15 protein-coding genes and 1 pseudogene are annotated in these 23,022 nt (G+C 61.4%); 7 read left to right on the forward strand and 9 right to left on the reverse strand.

From position 1 onward, the window contains the following. A partial coding sequence (locus FJ471_RS08130; RefSeq protein ID WP_246684643.1) for an ABC transporter substrate-binding protein occupies positions 1-759 on the reverse strand: 759 nt, incomplete at its 3' end. Between the two features lie 119 nt (positions 760-878). Between FJ471_RS08130 and FJ471_RS08135 the strand changes: the two genes are divergently transcribed. Genes FJ471_RS08135 through FJ471_RS08155 form a run of 5 tightly spaced genes read left to right on the forward strand, consistent with a single transcriptional unit; the run spans position 879 to position 7,664 of the window. After that, complete coding sequence (locus FJ471_RS08135) at positions 879-1,598, forward strand: TetR family transcriptional regulator C-terminal domain-containing protein (RefSeq protein WP_140802663.1); 720 nt, start codon at positions 879-881, stop codon at positions 1,596-1,598. 54 nt (positions 1,599-1,652) lie between these two features. Then, positions 1,653-3,053: an aminotransferase gene (locus FJ471_RS08140; RefSeq protein ID WP_140802664.1), complete on the forward strand. Its 1,401-nt coding sequence runs from the start codon at positions 1,653-1,655 to the stop codon at positions 3,051-3,053. Between the two features lie 56 nt (positions 3,054-3,109). Then, positions 3,110-5,167: an NADH:flavin oxidoreductase gene (locus tag FJ471_RS08145; protein ID WP_140802665.1), complete on the forward strand. Its 2,058-nt coding sequence runs from the start codon at positions 3,110-3,112 to the stop codon at positions 5,165-5,167. Beyond that, complete coding sequence (locus FJ471_RS08150) at positions 5,164-6,711, forward strand: FAD-dependent oxidoreductase (RefSeq protein WP_140802666.1); 1,548 nt, start codon at positions 5,164-5,166, stop codon at positions 6,709-6,711. The genes FJ471_RS08145 and FJ471_RS08150 overlap by 4 nt, the downstream gene beginning before the upstream one ends. Then, on the forward strand, positions 6,702-7,664 hold the full coding sequence (locus FJ471_RS08155; RefSeq protein WP_140802667.1) for an ornithine cyclodeaminase: 963 nt from the start codon (positions 6,702-6,704) through the stop codon (positions 7,662-7,664). The genes FJ471_RS08150 and FJ471_RS08155 overlap by 10 nt, the downstream gene beginning before the upstream one ends. A 36-nt stretch (positions 7,665-7,700) precedes the next feature. On the opposite strand, the gene FJ471_RS08160 is transcribed toward FJ471_RS08155, so the two are convergent. Beyond that, on the reverse strand, positions 7,701-11,711 hold the full coding sequence (locus FJ471_RS08160; RefSeq protein ID WP_181179233.1) for an AAA and adenylate/guanylate cyclase domain-containing protein: 4,011 nt from the start codon (positions 11,709-11,711) through the stop codon (positions 7,701-7,703). A gap of 143 nt (positions 11,712-11,854) precedes the next feature. Here FJ471_RS08160 and FJ471_RS08165 point away from each other — a divergent pair, with 143 nt between their 5' ends. Beyond that, positions 11,855-15,952 carry a GMC oxidoreductase gene (locus FJ471_RS08165; RefSeq protein WP_140802669.1) on the forward strand — a complete coding sequence of 1,366 codons (4,098 nt, stop codon included), beginning with the start codon at positions 11,855-11,857 and terminating at the stop codon, positions 15,950-15,952. Positions 15,953-16,152: 200 nt separating this feature from the next. Next, a complete protein-coding gene (locus FJ471_RS08170; protein ID WP_140802670.1) occupies positions 16,153-17,661 on the forward strand; it encodes an alkaline phosphatase D family protein in 1,509 nt (502 codons plus the stop codon). A gap of 538 nt (positions 17,662-18,199) precedes the next feature. Here the strand turns inward: FJ471_RS08170 and FJ471_RS08175 are convergent. The 7 genes and pseudogenes from FJ471_RS08175 to FJ471_RS08205 all read right to left on the reverse strand — a co-directional run bounded on the left by FJ471_RS08175 (position 18,200) and on the right by FJ471_RS08205 (position 23,016). Continuing rightward, a complete protein-coding gene (locus tag FJ471_RS08175) occupies positions 18,200-18,898 on the reverse strand; it encodes an FCD domain-containing protein (RefSeq protein WP_210242003.1) in 699 nt (232 codons plus the stop codon). A gap of 60 nt (positions 18,899-18,958) precedes the next feature. After that, a pseudogene (locus tag FJ471_RS35235) lies at positions 18,959-19,195 on the reverse strand (SDR family oxidoreductase); the annotation flags it as partial. Continuing rightward, positions 19,135-19,548, reverse strand: coding sequence for a histidinol dehydrogenase (locus FJ471_RS35240; RefSeq protein ID WP_140802671.1), 414 nt, complete (start codon positions 19,546-19,548; stop codon positions 19,135-19,137). The gene FJ471_RS35240 and the pseudogene FJ471_RS35235, both read right to left, overlap by 61 nt. Before the next feature lie 82 nt (positions 19,549-19,630). Continuing rightward, positions 19,631-20,587 (reverse strand): VOC family protein, encoded by a 957-nt coding sequence (locus FJ471_RS08190; RefSeq protein ID WP_140802672.1) that lies wholly within the window; start codon positions 20,585-20,587, stop codon positions 19,631-19,633. A gap of 97 nt (positions 20,588-20,684) precedes the next feature. Further along, positions 20,685-21,083 carry a nuclear transport factor 2 family protein gene (locus FJ471_RS08195; RefSeq protein ID WP_140802673.1) on the reverse strand — a complete coding sequence of 133 codons (399 nt, stop codon included), beginning with the start codon at positions 21,081-21,083 and terminating at the stop codon, positions 20,685-20,687. A 16-nt stretch (positions 21,084-21,099) separates the two neighbouring features. Next, a complete protein-coding gene (locus FJ471_RS08200; RefSeq protein ID WP_140802674.1) occupies positions 21,100-22,002 on the reverse strand; it encodes a VOC family protein in 903 nt (300 codons plus the stop codon). 39 nt (positions 22,003-22,041) lie between these two features. Next, positions 22,042-23,016, reverse strand: a complete 975-nt coding sequence (locus FJ471_RS08205) for an ABC transporter permease (RefSeq protein WP_140802675.1) — start codon at positions 23,014-23,016, stop codon at positions 22,042-22,044. Positions 23,017-23,022 lie beyond the last annotated feature (6 nt).

A 23,022-nucleotide genomic window follows, 5' to 3' on the forward strand; every position in this document is an offset into this window, starting at 1 on the left:
CAGCAAGGCATTGGTGCGGGCGGCGACGTCGATGATGTTGACGAATTCGATCGCGTCGAAATAGGGCTGACCGGGCTTGTGATAGGCGGGATTGCGCTTCATGCGCACCGAAATGCCCGGCTGGTTGTCATCGATCATGTAGGGGCCGGTCGCGACGCCTTTCTCCCAGGCGACGCCGCCTTCAGGCTTGGCCGGCAAGATCACCAGATGAACGTCCGCGGTGAGGTAAGGGAAGTCCGCGTTCCCACCGCTCAAGGTGAAGACCACCTTGCGGTCGCCATCGGCCTTGATGTCCACGATCGAATCGACCAGCGCCTTCACAGCCGACGACGAAGACGGCCCCATATGATGGCGGTAGGACTGGATGACGTCATTGGGCGTGACGGGCGTGCCATCATGGAACTTGAGGCCCGGCCTCAGCGTGTAGGTCCAGACCTTGAGATCGTCCGAGGGGGCGAAGCTCTCCGCGAGGTCGGGCGCTGCCGCGCCCTCCACGTCCAGTTCCGTCAGCGCGTTGCACAGCGTGCCGCCGAAGATCACCTGCGTATAAGAGTTCTGCCAGGTCGCCGGATCGTAGGAATCCGTCTGCGTGCCGTCATTGATGGCGAACTTCACCGAGCCACCCTGCTTGGGCTCGGCGCGCGCCACGGAAGTCTGCGCCATAAGCGATGCGCTCAAAGCCAGCATGCCAACGGCGCCCATGAACTGGCGACGGGTCGCCGTGAACCCGGCGAGGCCCCGATCCTGCTTGTCCTGCATGTCATTCCCCTTTGTTTTTTTGCTCTTTGAAGGCGGCACCCGTTCGATCCGGAACCGGCACCCGCCTTTTTCATCTGGCTCGCAATATCAGTTTCGAAATCTGATCGGTCAATAAAAATATGATCGATCAATCAAAAAAATCTCCCGAAAATACCATTGACGACAATCACATAAAGTTCATAGCATCGCATATGGGATCAAAAAAAAATGAGATATCGAGCCATAGCGCGCAGCGCCGTAAGCAGTTGCTGGAGGCCGCTTGCGCGGTGATAGCCAGACGCGGCCTGTCCGGAATCACGGTCAACGACATCGCCAACGAAGCCGGGTGCAGCTATGGCGTCATCGCCTTTCACTTCAAGACGAAGGAACGCCTGCTGCTTGCCGCCCTCAATGTCGTGGCCAGCAAGTATGAGGCGGTTTGGTCCGAGGCCATGGCGGCCGCTCCGAGCTCTCCCGCCGAGCGGTTGCGCATCCTGCTTGAAGTCGATTTCGATCCAAGGATAGCCAGGGCGGCCGATCTTGCGGTCTGGATGGCCTTCTGGGACGAGGCTCCGCGTGTCACTGCCTATAAGAGGCGCTGCAGCGAGCTGAAACGCCGATCCCTGCAGTCGATCACCGACCTGGTCTCGGAACTTGCCACGCTCAGGTCTCTCGACATCAACGTCGAAGCGGTGTCCCAGGGCCTTTATGCCATCACCGACGGCTGCTGGATATTCGGGCACGTCACCGGCCAGAACGGCCCCCAGGACCGCAAGCGCTACAGGCAGATTTGCCTGACATTCCTGTCGGCATTCTTCCCGGACGATTTCAGCCCGATGCCTGTTGCATCGCCTCGCTGAAGCGGCCCGCCCAATCGGCAACAACACACAACAAGACAAGAGAAGACAGTGCACATGTATTCAGAGACCGGATCCCAGTGGAATGTCGCGGAACTGGAAAGCGCCGCGCACCGCCACCTCATCAGCCCTGCGGAGGAACTGGCCAAGCTTGGCACCGCCGGCGGCCGGCCTCTGTTCACTTCGGCCGACGGCATCTACATCACCGACAGTCGCGGCCGCAGGATGATCGACGGCCCTGCCGGAATGTGGTGCACGCAGGTCGGCTACAACTGCAAGCCCATTGCCGATGCGATCGCCGCGCAGGCGCTGCGCATCTGCTACAATTCGCCCTGGTATTCCCTGAACGGCCCGTCGGCCGAGCTGGCAAGGCGCATTTCCGAATTCGCTCCGGGCGACCTCAACCATGTGTTCTTCACCACCGGCGGCTCGTCGGCGGTGGATTCGGCGCTTCGCTTCGTCCAGTTCTTCAACAATGTGCTGGGGCGTCACAGCAAGAAGAAGATCATCTGCCGTATCGACGGCTACCACGGAAGCTCGCATCTTACCGCGGCCTGCTCGGGCCGCGCCGGAAACCGCCCCAATTTCGACCTGGAGCTGGATAACGTCACCTTCATCTCGGCGCCGAACCGCTACCGCCATCCGCAGGGCGGCGACGAGGCCGCTTTCCTCGAATTCCTGGTGGCCGAGTTCGAAGAGCGGATCGAGAGCCTCGGCCCGCAGAATGTCGGCGCCTTCCTGGCCGAGCCCGTGCTGGCTTCGGGCGGCGTCATCGTGCCGCCCAAGGGTTATCATCGCCGCTTCCGCGATATCTGCCGCAAGCACGACATCCTCTATATCTCCGACGAGGTCGTGACCGGCTTCGGCCGCTGCGGCGAATGGTTCGCGTCCGAGAAGGTGTTCGACATCGTTCCCGACATCATCACCTTCGCCAAGGGCGTGACTTCGGGCTACGTGCCGCTGGGCGGCTTCGTCATTTCGGACGCCGTGCTGGGTCGCATATCGGGCGAGAACGCGAAGGGAAGCGCCTACACCAACGGCTACACCTATAGCGGCCATCCCGTGAGCTGCGCCGCGGCGCTCGCCAACATCGAGGTCATCGAGCAAGAAGGGCTGCTCGAACATGTCCGCGAAATCGCTCCCTATTTCCAGGAGCAGTTGCGCAAGCTCGGCGAGATTCCCCTTGTCGGCGACGCGCGCGGCATCGGTCTCCTGGGTTGCGTCGAATGCGCCACCGATCCGCACGCGCCGGCCGCGACGGATTTCGACAAGGCCGTCGCGCTGCGCATCGATCGGCTTTGCTACGAAAACGGCCTGATCGTGCGGCCTATCGGCAGCATGTGCGTGCTCTCGCCGGCGCTGATCATCAAGAAGGAAGAGATCGACACCATGATCTCGATCCTGCGCGACAGCATCGAGAAAGTGCAGGGAGAGATCCGGGCGGAAGGCAGGTTCTGAACAACGCCCGTTTCCGTACCTCCGCTCCAGAGCAAGCACGAGCCATGGATCCGGCAATGCCCCAGTCACATTCGTCTTCGAGCGCGCCAGCAGGCGGCAAGGATCCCCTGCTGCAGCCGCTGACCATCAAGAAGCTGGTGCTGCGCAACCGCATCATGAGCACCAGCCACGCCTCCTTCATGGAGGAAGGGGGCTTCCCGCTGGAACGTTACCAGCGCTATCACGAGGAGAAGGCCAAGGGCGGGCTGGCCCTGACCATGTTCGGCGGCTCCTCCATGGTGGATGTGGATTCGAACTGGGGCGGCGGACAGATCAACATCGCCACCGATGAGATCATCCCGCACCTGCAGCAGTTCTCGCAGCGCATCCATGCCCACGGCGCGGCGCTGATGTGCCAGATTTCGCATCTGGGTCGCCGCGCTGACGCCACGACCAGCAATTGGCTGCCGGCAATCGCTCCCTCCCGATCGCGCGAGACGCAGCATCGCGCCTTCTCCAGGGAAATGGATGAATATGACATTGCGCGCGTCGTCAAAGCCTATGGCGACGCGGCCGCGCGCTGCGTGGAGGGAGGCCTGGACGGCGTCGAGACGCTGACCGGAGGCCACCTGATCGGCCAGTTCTTCTCGCCGCGCACCAATTTCCGCACCGACCGCTTTGGCGGCTCGGTGGAAAATCGCGTTCGCTTCGGCCTCATGGTGCATGAGGAAATCCGCAGGCGCGTCCGCGACGACACTGTCGTCAGCATGCGCTTCGTCATCGACGAGGCGAGCGAGGACGGCCTGAATTTCGAGGACTGCCTCGAGATCGCGCGGATCTTCGAACGCGAAGGGCTTATCGACGTGTTCAACTGCATATTCGGCAGGATGGATACGGTCATCGCGCTGGCCGAACAGAACATGCCGGGCATGTCGCAGCCTCTCTCCCCTTTCCTCTCACGGGTCGGGATGTTCCGACAGCATACCAAGCTTCCCGTCTTCCATGCCGCCCGCATAACCGACCTCGCCACGGCGCGGCACGCCATTCGCGACGGGCTGCTCGACATGGTCGCCATGACGCGCGCCCACATGGCGGACCCGCAGATCGTCAACAAGCTGATGCGCGGCGAGGAAGACCGCATCCGCCCCTGTGTTGGCGCCTCCTATTGCATGCACAAGAAGGTGAACTGCATCCACAATCCGGCCTCGGGCCGCGAGACGATTTTGCCGCAGGTCATCGAACCAGCCGATCACAGCCGCAAGGTGGTTGTCGTCGGCGGCGGCCCCGCCGGCCTCGAAGCCGCGCGTGTGTGCGCCGAACGCGGCCATCGGGTGGTGCTTTTCGAAGCGTCGAGCAAGCCCGGCGGGCAGGTTCTGCTCGCCTGCCGCGCGACCTGGCGCAGGGACCTGATCGGCATCGTCGACTGGCGGGTATCCGAACTGGAGCGTCTTGGCGTGGACGTGCGCTGCGACGTCTACGCCAGCGATGCCGATGTGCTGGCCGAGAAACCGGACAGCGTCATCGTCGCTACCGGCGGCCTGCCGGACCTCGATTGGCTGCCTGGCGCGGAGCATTGCGAAAACATCTGGGACGTGTTGAGCGCCAGCACCCATCAGGGGGGAGACGTCATGCTCTATGACGGAACCGGCAGGCACGAAGGAATATCGACGGCGCTGCACCTGGCCGAGCAGGGAGCGTCCGTCCATCTCGTCACCATCGACGACAGCCTCGGGCAGGAGATCGAATATTCCTCGCGTGCGGTCTACCGCAAGCAATTCCGCCAGCGCGGCATAAAGGTGACCGTCGACCACCATCTTGTCAGGGTCGAACGCAACGGCTCCAACCTGCTGAACGCTGTCTTCAGGCACGAGCTGACCGGACAGGAACTGGAGATTTCCGCCCCTCGCATCATCGTCGAGCGCGGCACGCAGCCTCTCGACGAGGTCTTCAACGCGCTCCGCGATCTCTCCAGCAACAAGGGCGTGACCTCGCTGCCGGCGCTAATCAGCCCAACAGAAGCGCGAGAGGTCACTGACACTGGAGGATTCGAGCTGCACCGCATAGGCGATGCTGTTGCCAGCAGGAACATCCACGCCTCCATCTACGAGGCATTCCGCCTGTCGCTCACCCTATGAACCAGGCCTCGTCGTTTCAGGTCGCCGTGATCGGCGGCGGCATCACCGGCGCCAGCGCCGCCAACCATCTGGCCGCTGCCGGTTTCCGCACCGTGCTTCTCGAGCGCGGAGATTTCGCCTCCGGCACGTCGAGCCGCTCCAGCCGCCTGCAGCATTGCGGCTTGACGTATTTCTCGCCCGGACGCTCGATCTGGAATTTCCTTCTCAATCCGCGCATGGCGATCGAGCATCTCGAACTGGCAAGGCGCGCGATGCGCGACCGATCGCGTTTCGTTCGGGCGACGCCGGAACGGGTGCGCCCCGTGCGCTTCTACACACCGCTCTATCGCAACGACGGCATCCCGGCCTGGAAGGCACGGCTGGGCTTCCGGTTGCTCGAACTGCTCGATCCCGGTGGCGTGCCACTCGATTTCGAGCTGCTCGGTCCCGAAGAGGCGGCAAGCGAATCTGCGCTTCGCCACCTGCGTGACAGGCAGGACCTGATCGGCGCGGTCAAGTTCACCGAGTACCAGTTCGACTGGCCCGAGCGCATCTGCCTCGACACCGTCATGAATGCTCGCGATTGCGGCGCGCAGGCGCGCAATTACGCCGAGGTCGTCGCCATCAGACAGGCTGCGGATGGCAGGTGGCATCTCGATGTCGCCGACAGGCGCGGCCGAGCCGAGGAGGCCAAGTCCGTGTCGACGGTGGTCGCCGATTGCATCGTCAACGCGACCGGCGCCTGGGTCGATGAAACAGCGTCCCGATGCGGCCTTTCCGTCCCTCGCGTGAACCAAGGGCTGAAGGGAACCAACATCGTCGTGCGCCTGCCGGACGAATTCCGCGGTCTGGCGGTGGAGACCGCCCTGCCCGATGGCAATCCCTTCTATGTCATCCCCTGGGGCGACCTGCATTATTTCGGGCCGCGCGACGAACCATGCGACCCATCGCCGGATGGTTTTCGCGCCGACGAACCGACCATACTCGCGCTCCTTCAGGATTTCAGATCGGTCTTTCCGTCCCTTCCCATCGCGCGCGAAGATGTCCTTTATAGCTGGGCCGGGGTGCGGCCCAGAACAGCGCGCGCGGGCCATCCGGACGGCTGCGAGGCGGTTCTTCTGCACGATCTGTCAAAACCGGGCGGGGCAGCCTACTACACCTATACAGGCGGCCTGTTGATGACGCATCGGAACGCCGGCGCCAGCATCGCCGAGGCGGTGTCGAAGCGCATCCGGCCCGAGCATCCCAGCCGCCCCGTCTCCTACGCTGCCCGGATTGCCAAGCCTGCCTCGGCAAACGGTCATTCCACCTTGGGCGAGACGGGAATCGACATCGAGCAGTTGCGACAGGCTGTCCGCGAGGACATGGTTTTCCATCTCGACGACCTCCTGTTTCGGCGCTTTCCGCTCGGATGGTCGGAGCGGCTCGGCCTGGATATCGCTCGGCAAGCGGCCGAGGCGATTGCCGACCTCATGGGCTGGTCGCCAGCCGATGTCACGCGGGAGGTCGATCGATACATCAATCTTGTCGCGCGGGAATTCGGGAGAACGACGCCATGCATCTGATCGACGGCCCGACCGTGCATGAACTCCTCGGCTACCGCAGCCTCGTCGATGCGCTGCGCCTCGCGCATCAGGCTCCGATGCCGGAGGTTCAGGAGGTCGTGCTCGGCGAGCCCGGAGGCGACAATGCGCGCAATCTGATCGTGTTGCCGGCCTGGCAGCGGGGCGCGCTTCTTGGGGCGAAACTGGTTACCGTCTTCCCCGAGAACCCGTCCCGCGCCGAACCGGTGCCGGCAAATCAGGGAATCTACGCCGCCTTCGATGCCGAGACCGGAACCCCGGTGATGGTGGCGGACGGCACGGCATTGACGCTCCGCAAAACGGCCGCCGACTCCGCTCTCGGGGCGGATCTTCTGGCAAGGCCGGACGCCCGCAGCCTGCTGATGATCGGCGCCGGCGCGCTGGCGCCTCACGTTATCAGCGCGATGCTCGCGGTCCGTCCATCCATCAACGCCATCCGCATCTGGAACAGAACACCGGAACGGGCGAAAGAGATAGCCGCCGCGATGGCCCGAGACGGATTTCCGATAGAAGTGGCCGAGCGGCTTGACGACGCTCTTTGCGAAGCCGACATCGTCTCGAGCGCGACGATGGCGGAAGTCCCGTTGATCCACGGGGATGTGCTTCGTCCCGGTTGCCACGTCAACCTGATCGGCGGCTGGAACCCCCAGATGCGGGAAGTGGACGATCGGACGATCGAGCGCGCGAGGCTGTTCACCGACAGCCGTTCTCAATGCGGCTCGTGCGGCGACTTCCTGCAGCCGGTGGAGAGCGGGGTCATGACATGGGACGATATCGAGGCCGACCTCTTTGAATTGTGCGGCAGCTCAAATCTGCGCCCTATTTCACCGCAGGACATTACTCTTTTCAAGAATTGCGGCGGCGGTCACCTCGACCTGTTTGTCGCTCAGGAATTGATCCGGAAAATTCGGCACCGCACCAAGGCCAATGCGTAGAGATTCAGACCTGGTGGGAATTGCCTAATCGAGCTGCTAAACCCGATCCAGTCGGCGTCTCATCTCGGCCGCGATTATCGACGCGTCGCGAAGCAATGCAAGGCGCTGAGCGGCCGCGAGCCCACGTTTCCATGCAGAGACAGCGAGTTCATTGCGTCCATCCAGCCAATGCGCCACACCGACCCACAACTCATGCTGTGGGCCACCGACGGGAAACACGCGACGATAGCGCTTGAGTTCATGCAGGGCTTGCCGCTCCCAGTGCCGCCATTGATCGTATTCCCGCGACAGGCCTGCCTCGCGGCCGCGCAGGAGCACTTCTATGACACCGGTCAGGCCAGGAAGCGTGCTGTGTACAGTCGGTCGGCCCATATCGCGAAGTAGACGCAGCGTCTCCACAACGGTCCGGACACTCTCCGCATGTTGCCCAATGCGAGCGAGCGCCAGCGCGAGCGAGCCTTTCGCCGAAACCATGTCGGCGAGATCGGCGGACCCGACCATTGCGGACGTGGTCAGCCGCAGAATGTCGACCGCCTCCCGCGGGCTGTCCGCTTGAAGAACGCACAAGGACTTGCATCGCAGCGCCCAAATTTCCTGCTGGAGGTTTCCGCTGTTCTGCGCCCGTGAAAGCAATGCTTGGGCAGTGTGCTCCAACTCACCGGAGTGCCCCCGGTAGTACAATGACCAGAAGCGAATGGCCTGCGCGTTACACCAACTCAGTTGATCCCCCGCCTGGAGACAAAGCTCCTGGGACTGATCGAGACGGCGATCCACCATCATCCAATCGCAATGACCGATACGCCACAACGCATCGAGGTTGCAGAGGTGCGAATGGATCGATGGGTCTGCCAGCGTGATCGCGACCCGTTCCGCCCGCGCCATGAAATAGCGGCAGGCGCGCCGCCACCCGAGAATCCCTAAACCACACGCGAGTTGTGCTGACGCCACCGCCACCTCGGTTGTGACCCCAGTCCGCTCTGCGTAGGTGACAGCTGCAACTGTGTGCGAGAAAGCGCGCGAGAAACGAAGTTCGAAAAAGTCCACGACAGCAGCCTGGTTCAGGCAGCGTGTGAGCTCCTGTTCCCAAGAAACCGTGGCTTCGTCCCGACCTGATCGCGCCGAGGGAGGAAATATCTGTTGGAATGCAAGGCGCCCCCCGCTTCCGAGCAGTCGGGTCAGAAGAGCCATTGACGAGCGTGGAACTGGCTCGCCCGCCAATTTTAGCGCTCGTCTGACAGAAATGCCCTGACCATGAAGGTCGCCACGGCTATATTGGGCCTCGCCTAGCTGCCTACGCCAACGCACTGCCTGGAGCCTTTGAACGGCACTCCAAGGCTGCTCGGGCTCGTAGTTCAGGCAGATTCCCAGGAATGACTCGACCTCGCGAAATGCACCGATCTGCAGGGCCTTTGTCGCGGCAAGATTTGCGTATCTCACTGCTTTGAGGCCATCCCCCGCGGCTTCGAAGTGCTGGACAAGTGTTGCGATATCAGCGCCCGTGGCAGCCGACTGGCTTGACTCCATCCATGCAGCCAATGCTCCATGAAGCCGCTGGCGCACTTCGCCGTGGATTGCGCCATAGACGACGTCCCGGATCTGATCATGGCGGAACTCATAACTCGCTGAGCCGACGACTTGATGCACGAGATGTGCGGCCGCCAGCGAGTCGACGGCCGCGGTAACCGCGTCGCGGTGCAGCACGCCCTTGAGCAAGGTCACTAGCGCCTCACGGCTGAAAGTACGGCCAATCACGGCCGCCGCCTTGATCGCGTCTTGCGCGCCGGCGTCGAGCCGATCGACGCGCTCGCGAATGACCCGTTCGACACCATCGAAGTACTTGAGGCGATCCAGTGGCCGAATTGGGCGCCAGGAGCCATCGCGCAAAGCGATGAGACCCTGACTCTTGAGCGTGAGAACTATCTCCTCTGCAAAGAACGGGTTGCCGCCAGCCAATGCACACACCCGGTGCAAGAGTTCATCATGTGGCGGCGCATCGCCCAGCGTGCGGGCGACCAATTCGCAGATTGATGCGTCGCTGAGTTCCTCGAGATCCAAGATACGACAAAAGCGAGCCGGGTCGTCGGTGTCGGTTGCGCCTGCATTCATGCCAGGTGCTTCGGCCCGCTTGCGCAGGTTTTTCAGCTGCTCCGGTACCTCGTCCGAGCGCACGCACAAGATCAAAAGCAGCGATGTCAAGGAGGATAGAACCCACTCCACGAGACGCCAGGATGCCGAATCCAGCCACTGACTGTCCTCCAGCACCAATACCAGCGGGCGGGGCGACAACGTATCCATAAGATCGCCCAGAAGTCGCATGGTCGCATCGGCGCGATTGGCTCCCTCCAAGTGCCTTGTCGCTTCGTTCTGCGGAATTTCGACGCCTAGCACATCCGCGAGCAAAGGCAGCCGCGCAACGATCGACGGGTGGCCATGAATACGCTCGGTGACACGTTGAAGAATCGTCACGCCGTCGCTTTCGGAGAGGATCCCGAGAACGGCCGCAAACAGGCGTCGCCACGGCAAGAACGATGTGCGGCGATCGTCACGTTCGGCGTCAGCCACAAAGACGGCGGTCGGCATCAGCCGCAGTTCATCTGTGAAGGCCTTGATCAAGGCAGTCTTGCCAATGCCGGACTCGCCCAGGATCACAACTAGACGCCTGCTTCCTTCCCGGGCTTCGCGAAATGCACGTTCCAGGGCCGCCATTTCGTTTTGCCGGCCAAGGAGAGCGGTAGTGTTGTCTTCGGGAGCGCGTTGGTCCGCCGGACAAAAGACGGTCGCCATTTCGCCTAGCCCTTCGAGCTGCAGCGTGCCACGCTCGTCGAAGCGAAATGACCTCCGGCTGGCTCTTTCGGTCGGCGCATCGCATAGAATGGTCGTCGATGCGGTCATCAGCCGAGCTGCCCGATTGACGGCGGCTCCGAACACCATTAGCTGCCGCCTGCGGGCGCTGCCGACGACACTGAAATGCGCATCGCCAGTAGCTACTCCCACCGACGCCGAAAGCCCCAAATGTTGAACTGTCAGGCTGATCGCGCGGGCAGCATCGACCGCTCGGCTGGGATCATCGCGGTGAAAGCTGCCCCGCGCTCCGAACGCCGCGAAGAAAACCAAGCCCTTGTCATCCAGGAGCAGTTCGCCGGCCGGTCCGCCTCGCGAACGCAAATCTTCCTGCAAGGCTGCGTATAGCGATTGATAGCGAGCAAGGTCCTGAGGTTGGCTATAGTCGAGCCCGACTATTCGCGCGAACAAGGCAGTGATCGGTCTTATTTCGGCAAGGGTGTCCAGGTGGATGGCTGTCCGGCGATTTTCCACGGAGCGGAGCGGGATAGCGCTGCCTCCGGTTGCCGAGCCCGATCCGACATCAGTGATCAGATCCCTGAGTTGCACAGGCAGAAACCTCGCCAGCCAGTCGGCTGGGGGAGGTATCGTCGCTCGGGCATCCAGATAAGGGCGCGATCCGTGCAGCCCCGTTAGCGCCAAGCTTGCCTTCTCCGAAACCACATATTCCCATCGGCGTGCGGCAGCTTGGGAGCGCGCAGCTTGCACCACCGCGCTGCCTCCGGCGAAGAGGGTCCAGACGCGTTGGCTACCCAACACCGCGGCCCAGAGTGGCCCGGCGCCGACACCAACGTGCAGTGCCGGTGCGACGTCACTTTCGCCGTTGTCCGAACGGTCATTCTGGCTACCGCAGATGGCCTCGGCACAAGCGGTTGCCGCTTTTACAGCGCCTGCAAGCCCGTCGGCGTCCGCCGCCCAATAGGCCAGCAACTCGTCGCCTGCGAGATATAAAACCTCTCCGCCACGCTCATGCACTTGTTCCACACAGCGTGAGTACGACCGGTTGAGCAGGTTTGGAATTCGTTCAAGTCCTTCCTGTCCCCGGCGCGCCAGCTGCTCGACCAGCGCGGTATACCTCGACACATCGACAAACATCACGGCGGCCGGAAACTCGACCGCTACCGGACCATCGGAGCGAGCCGCGTGAAGTCTCCCGAGTAACTTAAGAGGAAGGAAACTCTCCAGTAGCGCTTGAGTCTCCGTCATGGCCTCCCCCCGCAGTCGCGGCCAACAGCCCCAAGAATAGGACCTCGCAGACATCCTTAAGGCTACCACAGTATGACGGGTGCGGCTTCCTGACGTTACATCAAATTTCGCATATAGTTCAGGCCCAATGTTGGGAGGGGCCAATGTCCATCGATCCCGAAGGCGCAGCCGAACCACCACGCGGAACAGTTTGGCTTTCGCGAGGGCTCGAAGCATTGGCTATCGATATGCCTCAGATAGCAAACCCGCGGAGAAGACGCGCCAAGGACGAGTTTGATTTCGACATTGTCATAGTTGGCAGCGGCTATGGCGGCTCTGTTGCCGCCGCCGAACTTAGCAACTGCAAGGATGCTCAGGGAAACCCGTTGAGCATCTGCCTTCTGGAACGCGGCAAGGAGTACCTGGCGGGAATGTTCCCGGCCCGCATGGCCGACCTGGCGGGGCACGTCCGCTTCACGACGCCATTCGCGGAGCGGCAGCGCGGGGTGTTCGACGGACTGTACGACATGCGCTGGAGCGACGACGCGGCCGCGCTTATAGCCTCTGGCCTGGGCGGCGGCTCGTTGATTAATGCCGGCGTCATGGAGATGCCTCACCCGCAGATCTTCCAGGAGGCGCGCTGGCCTTCCGAAATTCGCAAAGAACCCAAGCTTGCAGAGACGGCTGAACGACTGCGCGCTTGGTTGGGAGCCAAGGCAACGGATGTCGCCGACACCCCTTCCTTAGCCAAAACCGACGCACTTGGCAGGTTGGCTGACGGGAAGGCACGATCCGCCCATATTACCGTTGCGTCCCGTTGCCACACAAATTCCGCCGGGGTTGCGATGAGTCCCTGCCGCCGCTGCGGCGACTGCGCGACGGGCTGCAACTATAACGCCAAAGAATCTCTCGATCTGAACTTGTTGCGCCTTGCCCAACAAAGCGGAGTCCGCATCGTCACCGGCGCAACCGCCCTGCGCGTTTGGCCATTGAAGAATGGATGGCAGGTGGACGTCAACCACACGGACGGGCAGTTGAGAGACCGCCAACGGAAGCCATTTGCGCTGCGGGCAAGGCGGGTGGTTCTCGCTGCCGGAACTTTCGGCTCGACGGAAATCTTGATGCGCTCGCAGGATGACCGGACAAGATTCTCCGATCAGTTGGGTCGCAAGTTTTCCGCCAACGGGGATATGCTTGTGGTAGCGCACGCCCTGGCGACCCGGGTCAATGGCGTTGCCGATGAAACGCAGTCTCCTGCTCCTGACGCTGCCGACGACAGCGGCCGCGCGATCGGTCCGACCATAACCGCGATGATCGATCTGCGCGAAGGCAACGCGGACACCGATCTGGTGATTCAAGACCTGGCGGTGCCGGGACCGCTGCGGCGCATTTTTGAAGAGAGCACCACCACATTCGATGTGCTCAATCGCGTGGCCGAGGGCGATTGGGGGAAGCACGAGCCAAATCCCTCATGGGTCGACGACGCTGCAGTCGATCCCAACGCCATCGCGAACTCCCTTGTGCTGGCGATGATCGGCCGCGACGATGCGGAGGGCGAACTGGCCCCGGGCGGCGCCATAGCCGACAACAGCGATGGAATGCTCACCGTGCGATGGCCGGAGTTGCGATTGGACCCGCGGTTCGAGAAACATCATGCACGTCTTGGCGATATGCTTCAAAGATCGGGGTTGGGCGGGCGTATTGTGAACAATCTGCTTTGGCGTCCGTTGTCAGATCGATTGGAAGCAGTATTCGGCCGCCAGCGGGGCCCCCTGGTCACGGTTCACCCGCTTGGGGGATGCGCCATGGGTGATGACGTCCGGCAAGGCGTCACGGACCATTTCGGCCGTGTGTTCGACGCAGCCGGCGCCGGCCCTAACAGTCTTCATGAGGGGTTGATCGTGCTCGATGGCTCGATCGTGCCCACGTCATTGGGCATCAACCCTGCCCTGACTATCGCCGTCCTTGCGTTGCGCGCAATCAGCGCGCTCAAGGAGAAATGGCAACTCAGCGGCGGTCGCTTGACCGACAGTCATGTGCCTGGGAATTCCGCCGGCGTCGTCAGGCCAGTTTATTCCACGCCGCAGACCAACCCCAAACCTGCTCCAACCAGGATCGAGCTGACTGAGCAGGTGCGAGGCCAGATACCCTTGGTGACGCGCGGCAGCGGCAGGGCAAGACCGCATATGGTCGAAGTGACCATCACCACGAAGCCGGTGGTCCTGTCCGATCTTTTTTCCTCGCAGACACCCGAAGGCCGCCGCTTGCGTATCGCCGACGGTCGATTGCGTATCCTGCGAGCAGGAAAGCGGTTCGACCCTGTCGCCGACAAAGCCTATGAAGCCGACGTCGCCGTCGAAGCCGAGATTTCGGGCACGCTGCGCCTTTTCGATCGCGAAGAGTCTGGTCCCGTTACTCGAACACTACGGGCTTTGCTGGCCTGGGCGGTCAACCGTGGATTTCGCGACGTCGCATATACCTGGATCGGGCACGGCCAGAAATGGTTACGTCTCAAGCCTCCCGACAGCGCAGGGCCATCAGGCGTCGGACCGTTCGACATTCTGTACCTTTGTTCCCGGGCAGGCGCGGTGCGGCTGATCGAGTACGATCTGAGCATCGACAAGATCGTCAAAGCCGATGACCTGACGCCCGGGAAGGCCGCTGCCGATGCAGGGGGTGACAGCTCGATATTCCGACATGGGAAGATCAGAGCGGTTAAGCGGCTCACATATGGACGCGGCACCAGTCCGTGGACGCAGTTGATAGAGATGTCGGTCGTGGCTTTCCCTGGCATGCGCAAGACTGCGCTCGGCAGGAAACCACCGGTGCTGGAACTCAACAAGCGCTACCTTGCCCGGCAGCAGGTGCCCCTGCTGCGAATAGTCGGCCAGGAAAACAGGGTCGCCGCGCTGGCGGATTTGATGTCCTTCCTGCTTTACGGCCTACGCGTCGTCCTTCAGATACATGCGCTGAGTTTTCGCCGCCCCGACCCTCCCTCAGAGCGTGTGCCACAAAGGCTGCCCGGGACAATAACGGGCCTGCCAACCCCTCAAATCGAATGGCTGACCTTGGACAAGGCGATGCCGTCGGTTCGCATCCGCTTGGCGCGCTACAACGGTGCTCTCGCCAGATTTGGCCAGGGCGGTGTTTCGAAACGCCCGGTACTGCTCATCCATGGCTACAGCGCAAGCGGCACCACCTTTGCCCACACCGCCGTGCCCGGCAATCTTGCCCAGACATTGTGCGATGCCGGCCGCGACGTGTGGGTGCTCGACATGCGGTCGAGCTCGGGCCTGACAACAGCCACCGGCAACTGGCCATTCGAGACGATGGCCGAGCAGGATATTCCGATCACCATCCGCCACGTGCTGGCTGTCACTGAGCAGGAAAAGCTCGATGTCGTCTGCCATTGCATGGGCGCGGCCATGTTCAGCATGGCAATACTTGGCGGATCGGATCAACAAGATCTACACCAGAAGATTGGGCGGGTGGTTTTTTCGCAGGTCGGACCGGCGATGCTCTTAAGCTCATCCAATGTGCTCGCCGCCTATATAATGCGGTATATTCGATACTTCCTTCAAGTTCAGGATTATGTGTTTAGCCCGCGCAGTGAAATCTCACTGCCCGGTCAATTGCTCGACCGCGCCCTTGCGGCGACGAGAATGCCGCCTGACGAGTTTCGGCGCGAAAATCCGATCTGGCCTCCGGGTAAGGTAACGCCCTGGGTCGGGACAAGGCATCGGATGGACGCGCTCTACTCGCGCACCTTTTCACTCAAAAACCTCTCCGACGCCGTGCTCGACCAAATCGACGACTTCTTCGGCCCGCTTAGCGTCGAGACGGTCTCGCAGGTTATCCATTTCGCCGGTTTCAACACCGTCACGAATAGGGCCGGCATCAATCGTTACGTGCTGCCCGATCGGGTAAGGGATCGACTGCGGTTTCCCATGATGTCGATCCATGGAGCGGAAAACGGTTTGGTTGACCCTTCGACGCTGAGGCTGATGCGAAATATGCTCGGAGAGGCCGGTGTGCCGCACTTGAATTCATCCTCGGAAGCCGTCGAAGAGCCACAATCAAAGGAAGCGATCAGGCAGGTTATCGATGAAAACCAGTCACATCTGGGTCTCGGCCAGCCTTCCTATCTGACCTGGTGCATACCTGGCCACGGCCATCAGGACTGCCTGATCGGCAAAGACGCCGCGTCGATCTGCGGCGTCATAGCAAAATACCTTGGAGTTCCAGACAACAGGTCGGTCTGATCAGGCGACCCGTCACACAAGCGGTGGAGTATTGAGCTTTGACGCGTTCTCTCCCCTACGAGGCCAGGGCCCCAGCATTCGGCGTTCGCATTGGGATCGAAGCCGGCAAGATCAGAGTTCAGGCAGCAGACAGCGGAGGGCGCGGGTTCCCTCACGCCGCCCTCCTTGTCCCCGTTCGCAGGACAGGAAATCGGCTCTGCATGGTCGAGACAGCGGCTGCACCTGGTCCCGACCAGATGGAACAAGGCGAGAGTTTGATTGGTCTTTACATGCCGCAAAGCGCGTCGCCCTACGCGTTCGATGTTCCGCTTCACGAATGGCCTCCCGCGGAACAAGTCCTGGTGCTTTTGCTATACGTACAGGCCGAGGGTATCGGCGGTCTTGCCCGGTTGCCGCGACTACCCGATTTGGCAGGTCAAACACCTGATGTCTTCGATACCGGCCCACATGCGCAGAAGGCACCGGACGAGGCCGTCCAGGCGGTTCGTGACGCGCTGGAGGCTGACACGCTTGACGACTTGCGTGGCGGCCTGATCATAGGCGATCCTGGGAAGCTGCGCCGGAGCTACGACCGCAAGAACGGCAGCCGGCCAACGCAAATTCGCTTCGCCCTCGCTAGCTGCCAGTATCCCAGTGACTTCCTCGACCATATGCCCAACGGCGAGCACGCCACACGAGGGCCAGCCGATGCCTCCCTGCTTGCGCTTGCCGATCTGCTGGGCGAAAGCGGCGCGCCGACCCTGCTGCTTCTGGCTGGTGATCAGGTATACATCGACGCAACCGCCGGTCTCTTCGACCCCAAGGTGACCGATGATCGCTTCCGAATGGCATATGAACGTCGCGGTCAAAGCCGCGGTGTGATGGCGGTAACGCAGCGCCTGAATCTGGTGGTCGAAACCATGTTGGACGATCATGAGATCCGGGACAACTGGGCCAATGACCCCGATCCCAAAATGCGTGGCAAAGACACCGATTTCAAGGCGGGAACACAGGCGTATCTTAAATATCAACGCGGCAAAACCGGGCGCCTTCCGGCTCATCTTTGGCGCAATTTCACCCACGATGGCGTGCCGTTCTTCCTCAGCGATACCCGCACCGAGCGTGAGGGGAGAACAGCCTTGAATTGCCACAAAGCGAAGATCATGGGGCCGAAACAGTTCGACGAGCTGTGCGCATGGCTGACCAAGCCCGAATACGCCGAGCTGCCTAAATTTGTTCTTACACCTTCAGCCATCCTACCACGTCGCAGAGAAGTGGCCGGACACTCCAGCTGTGCCCTGCATTCTGACGCGTGGGACGGATACCCGCGCTCCTTCCATGCGTTGCTCAAGTTTCTTTGCGACAAAGAGGTCGAGCGTGTGGTCTTCCTTTCAGGTGATGAGCACCTGTGCAACGTTGTTACCGCCCGGGTAACGAACTGTATTACTGAAAAACAGTGCACCCTGCATTCGGTCCATAGTTCGGGCTTGTACGCACCCTACCCATTTGCAAATGGCGTTCCCGATAATTTCCAGGCTGATGAAACCTTCCTCTTCCCCAATTCGATGAGCGGGCCATATTGCTGCGAAGTCCGTACAAGTTTTGTATCGGGCGATGGCTTCGCGCTGATAGCAGCTGACCGTAGCCAATCGGGTTGGCACCTGAATGTCGGTTTCTATGGAGCCAGCGGTCTTAAAGAGAATGGATCGTTCCCACGAGAGCTGGGTTGACGACTGCTATGTTGTTGGGGCGAGACGCCGCCAAGAATTCTTGGATGATGCCCCGGCTTCGCCTGACGCCGGAAGCCGATGGTACCGTTGGCTGGGATCACCACGTTGCAATTGCCATTGTTTTTGCTTAGTTTTTTGTCCTTGGCGACACGATTTGTATCACAATAGGTAGCACAAATTGTAGCACACTTGCCCGGCGGTTGCCGTAACGGTACCGCCCCCTGGCTTCAAGGTATCACTGGCTATGTTCCTTGCGAGGCGCTCAATGACCGGATAGACGGCGTCGAGAATTTGGCCGGCCCGGAGGATGTCGTAAGGAACTTGATTTCATTGCGTTTTTCGTGGGCGAAATTCACGACCCCTCCCGTATCGTTCCGTATGGTTCCACAAGCAACCGGCGACTACCTGCCCGAAGTCTCGATCGCTGCTGCCTCAAGTCTTAGTCCATAGGTTCAAATCCGGGACGGGATTTTGAGCCTGTCGAGCCTGCTTGCGAAGTCCGGTCAACAGACGAACTCGGTTGCAGAGGTCGTTGTACCTAGGTCAGCCCGGTCGTGACGATCTGCGTTGTCGTCCACATATGCGATGCTATCTCCGCGCAGGCTCGTGTGACATCGCGGGCAATGACTGCATCTGCGATGTTTCTATGCTCTTGCGCCACATCGCGTTCGGCTCTGGCAAGCGGCACCGAGAGCTGCCGGTAGCGCTCGCTTTGATCGTAAAGCTGCCCGCGAATCCGAAGCAGCCAACGGTTGCCGCAGGCTGAAACCAAAGCACGGTGAAATTCTCGATGCGCCTTGACCCAGCGCTGGTCCAGAACAGCGGGGTCATCGGGCATCGTGTACGGCGTGTGGCTGAGACGATGGAGGGCGGCCACAATATCTGTCTCCCACTCAAGCCCGCCTTTCTCGATCGCAAGCTTGAGGCACTCCTGTTCGATGCGGACGCGAGCATCGGTCAATTCAGCGAGGTCTTCCGGAGACACGTCGGAAACCGTGTAGCCGCGCTGCGCCCTTGCGTCGACAAGGCCCTCGGCCGAGAGTTTCGACAGCGCTTCGCGGACAGCGCCCAAACTCACCTCATACTTCTGCACGAGGGCCTGGATGTTGATCTTGGATCCCGGAAGCATGCGGCACGAAATGATGTCGTGGCGCAGTTGCTCGTAAACGTCGTTGGCAATCGTGCGGGCTACCGAGTCCATCTCAATGTCGCTTGTCTGACCGTAGAAGTGATTCAAATGGATCTGGCATCGTGCCGCTTCTTGGCCAACTTGTATCGAATGTCAAACTTGCCAAAGTCATTCCGCCGTCCAACCGCCGTCGACCTTGATGGAAGTGCCCGTCATCAATGCAGCAGCGTCCGAAGCAAGAAAGACAACGGCCCCCGTCAGGTCCTCGACTCGACCGAGTCGGCCAAGCTTGACTTTGGATAATACCTCATCTCGAAAAGCTTTGCTTTCAAAGTAAGGAGCCGTCATCGGGGTCTCGATGAAGGTGGGGGCAATGCTGTTGACCCGGATGCCGTGCGGCGCGAGCCCGAATTCATCGGAATGTTGCGGTGGCCGAGCACCACCCCGGGCAGAGTCTCGACCTCGACATCCTTGAGGGCGGCCTTCTGGACTTCGGCAAAGCGGCGGATCTGCGCCTGCGCGAAGCGGATATCGTCCAGCTGGCGGGAAGACAGCGCCCCGACGCATGCATCGATCTCGTCCTGCGAAAGACGAAAGGACGGCGGCGACCACCGGTCGAACTTCTGCGACAGTTCCCGCAACGCAGTGTCTCCACGGGCCTCGACGTCGATGAGAACACTCTCGACCGCCCCGCGGACGGCGCTGGCATCGGTCGCCTTGGCTTCTGCGGATCGCCCCGACTTCAGTATTCTGATCATGCAATTTCCTTTGCTCTGCGTTCTTTGCCCGGAGCCTTATCCATCCCGACGGGCTGCAATGGTGTCGAAAAGCCCGTTTCGCCTACTCGGCCTCATAATTGCGCGCGAAGTCGTCAGGCGGAGTCGGCCCCCAGATGTAAAATGAATCCTGCGGATCGTGGTCCTTGGATTCCCAATCCATCTCGGCGGGGATGTAGTCGATGTCGCACGAGTACTCGGCGTAGCTGCCCCAGGGGTCGCGGATGTAGTGGAAGAAATTCGAACCAAGCACATGGCGCCCCAGTCCCCAGCCTCTCGAAAAACCCTTGTCGGCCATCTGCATCGCACCTTGCCCGACATTGTCGATCAGCGGCACGTCCCAGCTTGTATGATGGAGGCCAGGCGCCGATGATTTGACGAAGGCAAGCATGTGATGGTCGCTGCCGTGGCGGCCATGCAGGAATGCGATGTTGTCTCCCGAACGGTCGGACAGCCCCATGCCCAGGACCTCGGTGTAGAAGTCGATCGCCTTCTGGACGTCACGGGTGAAGATCAGGATGTGGGCAAGTCGGGTCGGGCGAACCTTCGCCGCCTTGCTGCGCAGCGGCGCGGCGACAACGCCGGCGGGCGTTGAGGCATGCCCCGACTGCGCCTTAAAGTCGGGCGACGTCTTGGCGGCGACGATCAGCTCGATGAGATTGCCGTCGTGGTCGCGGAACCACAATCCATTGGACTCGAAGCCCTGGGGCGGAGGCAACAGCTCCATCCCCTTGGCCTCCAGATGCAGTTTGAAGCGTTGGAAATCCTCGTCGAAGACGCCGAAGGACAGATGCTGCAGCTGCTTGCGCGAGCCTTGGACAAAGAAGCCCCAGTCGTGGTCGATCCCTTCCGTGCGCACCGCATAGCCCGAGCGATGGTTCACCACGTCGAGACCGAAAGCCTGATGAAAGCGCTCGGCCTCCTTGAGGTCGGGAACGGCCAGCACGAAATGGTTGACGGAGTGGATGCCGAGAATGCCCTCGCCGCCCGCTTCAAGCTGCCGCTTGCGAATTGCCGTCATTGTTCATCCTCCGCCCGTCGCATCCGACGTCCTCACTTCCGTCGAACCTCACACATCGTTACAAAAAATATATTTTTAAGTCAATGATACGATCTAACTACTTCCGAAAGGGTGTCGGCTGATAGGCGATCAGACGCCACCGGTCCTTGCTTTTTCCCCAGACCGCCATGCAGGAATTGTCGATCTCGCGGACCGCGGCTCCAACCGTCGCCTTCGCGCGCATGGTGCCGGCGACGACGGCCAGGCCTTCCCGCACGACGATGCGTTCGCTGCTGTGATGGATTTCGTGATAGACGAAGAACCGGTCTGCGACTTTTTTCAGATAACCCGCCTTGTCGTCACGCTCTCCGAAGGAGTGCGTGTAGACCAGGTCGTCATCAAGGAGATCCGCAAGCGTTGCGACATCGGACGCCAGCATCGCCGAATAGCGTTTCTCCTCGAGGCCCTCGATGACGCGGCGAACCTCATCGGCAAGGTCTACTTTTTGCAAATCCATGATTTTCCTCCCGATTTCAGGCAGCGATCGGCGCGGCGAACGGCATAAAATGCTCCGTCCAAAGGCGGGGCGGCAGTGCGCCCCAGCGGTTCACGACCTTGGGATTTGACAGGTTTTCACCCGGGTCGGCAATCCTTGGCTGATGGTTCTCGTCTTCGATGACTTCCATCTCGGCGATGCATTCCACCATGAACCCGGACCGGTCGATGTAGTAGGCGAACAGATTGTCGCCAGCGCCATGGCGGCCAGGTCCCCAGACGAGGAAGCGTCCCTGTGCGTCAAGCATATCCCCCAGCCGCTTGAAATCGTCGAAACTGGCGAACTCCCAGCTGAAGTGGTGCAACCCGCTTGGTCCTTTGACGGTCGCGACCGTGTGGTGCCGGTTGTCGGCCGCACGCATCCAGACGATTTCATGGCCGGTGGTCCTCTCCGACTGCCGAAGCCCGAGCACGGCTTCGAGCTCCCGGCTGATCGCCTTCGAATCCCTGCTCGACAGGTTCACGTGATCGAGGCAGCGCGGACGGATGCCCGGGCCCGTGTGACGGACCGGCTGCGTGAGCGGCATCGGCGTGTGGACCTCAAAGACATGGCCTTCGCTGGTCGCGAAAGTGACGGAGCGCTCGATGCACGCAAGCGAGGGACGCTCGGACAGAATCTTGAGGCCAGCCTGTTCGGCACGGATACGTACCGCGGCGACCGCCTCGCTATCATGGGCCTGCAGCCCGATCGATCGAACGCTGTCGCTATCGCCGGCATGCAGGACGAGTTCAGCTTGACGCTGGTTCGAGGTCAGCAACGCGCGTCCTCGCTCCCGTTCGACGACGCGGGCGCCTGCGATCGTGCAAGCGTCTTCTATCGCAGTTTCGATATCCGCCACGTTGAGGGCGACATAGCCCAGCCGCTGAACCATTGGTCTCATCAAATCCTCCCGAGATATGCTTTTTGGCCGCCGCCCGGATCACTTGACGATGCCGATCTTGGTCCTGTCCGTTGTAACGGCGACCGCGACCAGAATGATGATGCCGAAGGCGACGTCCTGCGCCGCGCCCGGCAGGCCCGCGATCGTGGCGCCGACGCGGACCATGATTGCCGTGAGCCCGCCTATCAGGCTTGCAGACAGGCCGCCTACCCCGCCCGAGATCGCGGTCCCGCCCGCCACCACGCCGACCAGCGCAGGCAAGAGCAGATTGCTCGCCATCGTCGGCGCGCTGTAGAGGGTCTGCGACAGGAGCATCATCCCGCCGAGGGCGGCGCAGACCGACGAGATCGCGAACGCGCAGCTCCGGATCAGGTCGCGCCGGACGCCGGACATATAGGCAGCCAGTTCGCTCGCTCCGAAGGCATAGATATCCCGGCCGACACGCGTGAAACGCAGCAAAAGAGACAGGAATATCCACACCGCCACCACCGCGAGGAAGGCATTGGGCACGCCATGGGTCCTGCCGCCGAGAAAGTCGAGCGGCGCAACTTCAGGACCGAGGGCGACGGTCGAGGCGTTGCTGAGATAAAGGGCAAGGCCCGAAAACAGGCCGAGCGTTCCAAGGGTCATCACGAAGGAAGGAATCTGAAGCCGCCCGATCAGCCATCCCTGGGCGGCCCCGATCCCTGCTGCTCCAACAAGCACCAGCGGCACGGCGGCCGAGCCGAATTCGGGGACAAGCAGTGCCACGACCACAGCTGAAAACGATGCCATGGCGGCTGCCGACAGGTCGATGCAGCCGAGCAGCACCGGAAGCGTGCTGCCGATAACCAGGATCAGCAGCGGCGCGGCATCGAAGAGCAGCGCATTGATCGCGCGCCATTTGAGGATGCCTGGCGCGATCCAAATCACGGTCGCAAACACCAGCAGGAGGACAATGGCCGGCCCGCAAGCACGCAGCAGGTCGCCAACGGATCGGATGGATGGGAACATTCGGGCGAGTGCGGGGGTCATGAACGG

This window comes from Mesorhizobium sp. B2-7-1 (genome assembly GCF_006440735.1).
Lineage (GTDB): Bacteria > Pseudomonadota > Alphaproteobacteria > Rhizobiales > Rhizobiaceae > Mesorhizobium.

What these genes read in the sequence shown, in the direction of transcription:
- FJ471_RS08200 (WP_140802674.1), bottom strand. Translation starts at nt 22,002, where the DNA reads ATGAGACCAATGGTTCAGCGGCTGGGCTATGTCGCCCTCAACGTGGCG.
- FJ471_RS08190 (WP_140802672.1), bottom strand. Translation starts at nt 20,587, where the DNA reads ATGACGGCAATTCGCAAGCGGCAGCTTGAAGCGGGCGGCGAGGGCATT.
- FJ471_RS08140 (WP_140802664.1), top strand. Translation starts at nt 1,653, where the DNA reads ATGTATTCAGAGACCGGATCCCAGTGGAATGTCGCGGAACTGGAAAGC.
- FJ471_RS08150 (WP_140802666.1), top strand. Translation starts at nt 5,164, where the DNA reads ATGAACCAGGCCTCGTCGTTTCAGGTCGCCGTGATCGGCGGCGGCATC.
- FJ471_RS08155 (WP_140802667.1), top strand. Translation starts at nt 6,702, where the DNA reads ATGCATCTGATCGACGGCCCGACCGTGCATGAACTCCTCGGCTACCGC.
- FJ471_RS08145 (WP_140802665.1), top strand. Translation starts at nt 3,110, where the DNA reads ATGCCCCAGTCACATTCGTCTTCGAGCGCGCCAGCAGGCGGCAAGGAT.
- FJ471_RS08135 (WP_140802663.1), top strand. Translation starts at nt 879, where the DNA reads ATGATCGATCAATCAAAAAAATCTCCCGAAAATACCATTGACGACAAT.
- FJ471_RS08165 (WP_140802669.1), top strand. Translation starts at nt 11,855, where the DNA reads ATGTCCATCGATCCCGAAGGCGCAGCCGAACCACCACGCGGAACAGTT.
- FJ471_RS08195 (WP_140802673.1), bottom strand. Translation starts at nt 21,083, where the DNA reads ATGGATTTGCAAAAAGTAGACCTTGCCGATGAGGTTCGCCGCGTCATC.
- FJ471_RS35240 (WP_140802671.1), bottom strand. Translation starts at nt 19,548, where the DNA reads ATGATCAGAATACTGAAGTCGGGGCGATCCGCAGAAGCCAAGGCGACC.
- FJ471_RS08170 (WP_140802670.1), top strand. Translation starts at nt 16,153, where the DNA reads ATGGTCGAGACAGCGGCTGCACCTGGTCCCGACCAGATGGAACAAGGC.
- FJ471_RS08205 (WP_140802675.1), bottom strand. Translation starts at nt 23,016, where the DNA reads ATGACCCCCGCACTCGCCCGAATGTTCCCATCCATCCGATCCGTTGGC.
- FJ471_RS08160 (WP_181179233.1), bottom strand. Translation starts at nt 11,711, where the DNA reads ATGACGGAGACTCAAGCGCTACTGGAGAGTTTCCTTCCTCTTAAGTTA.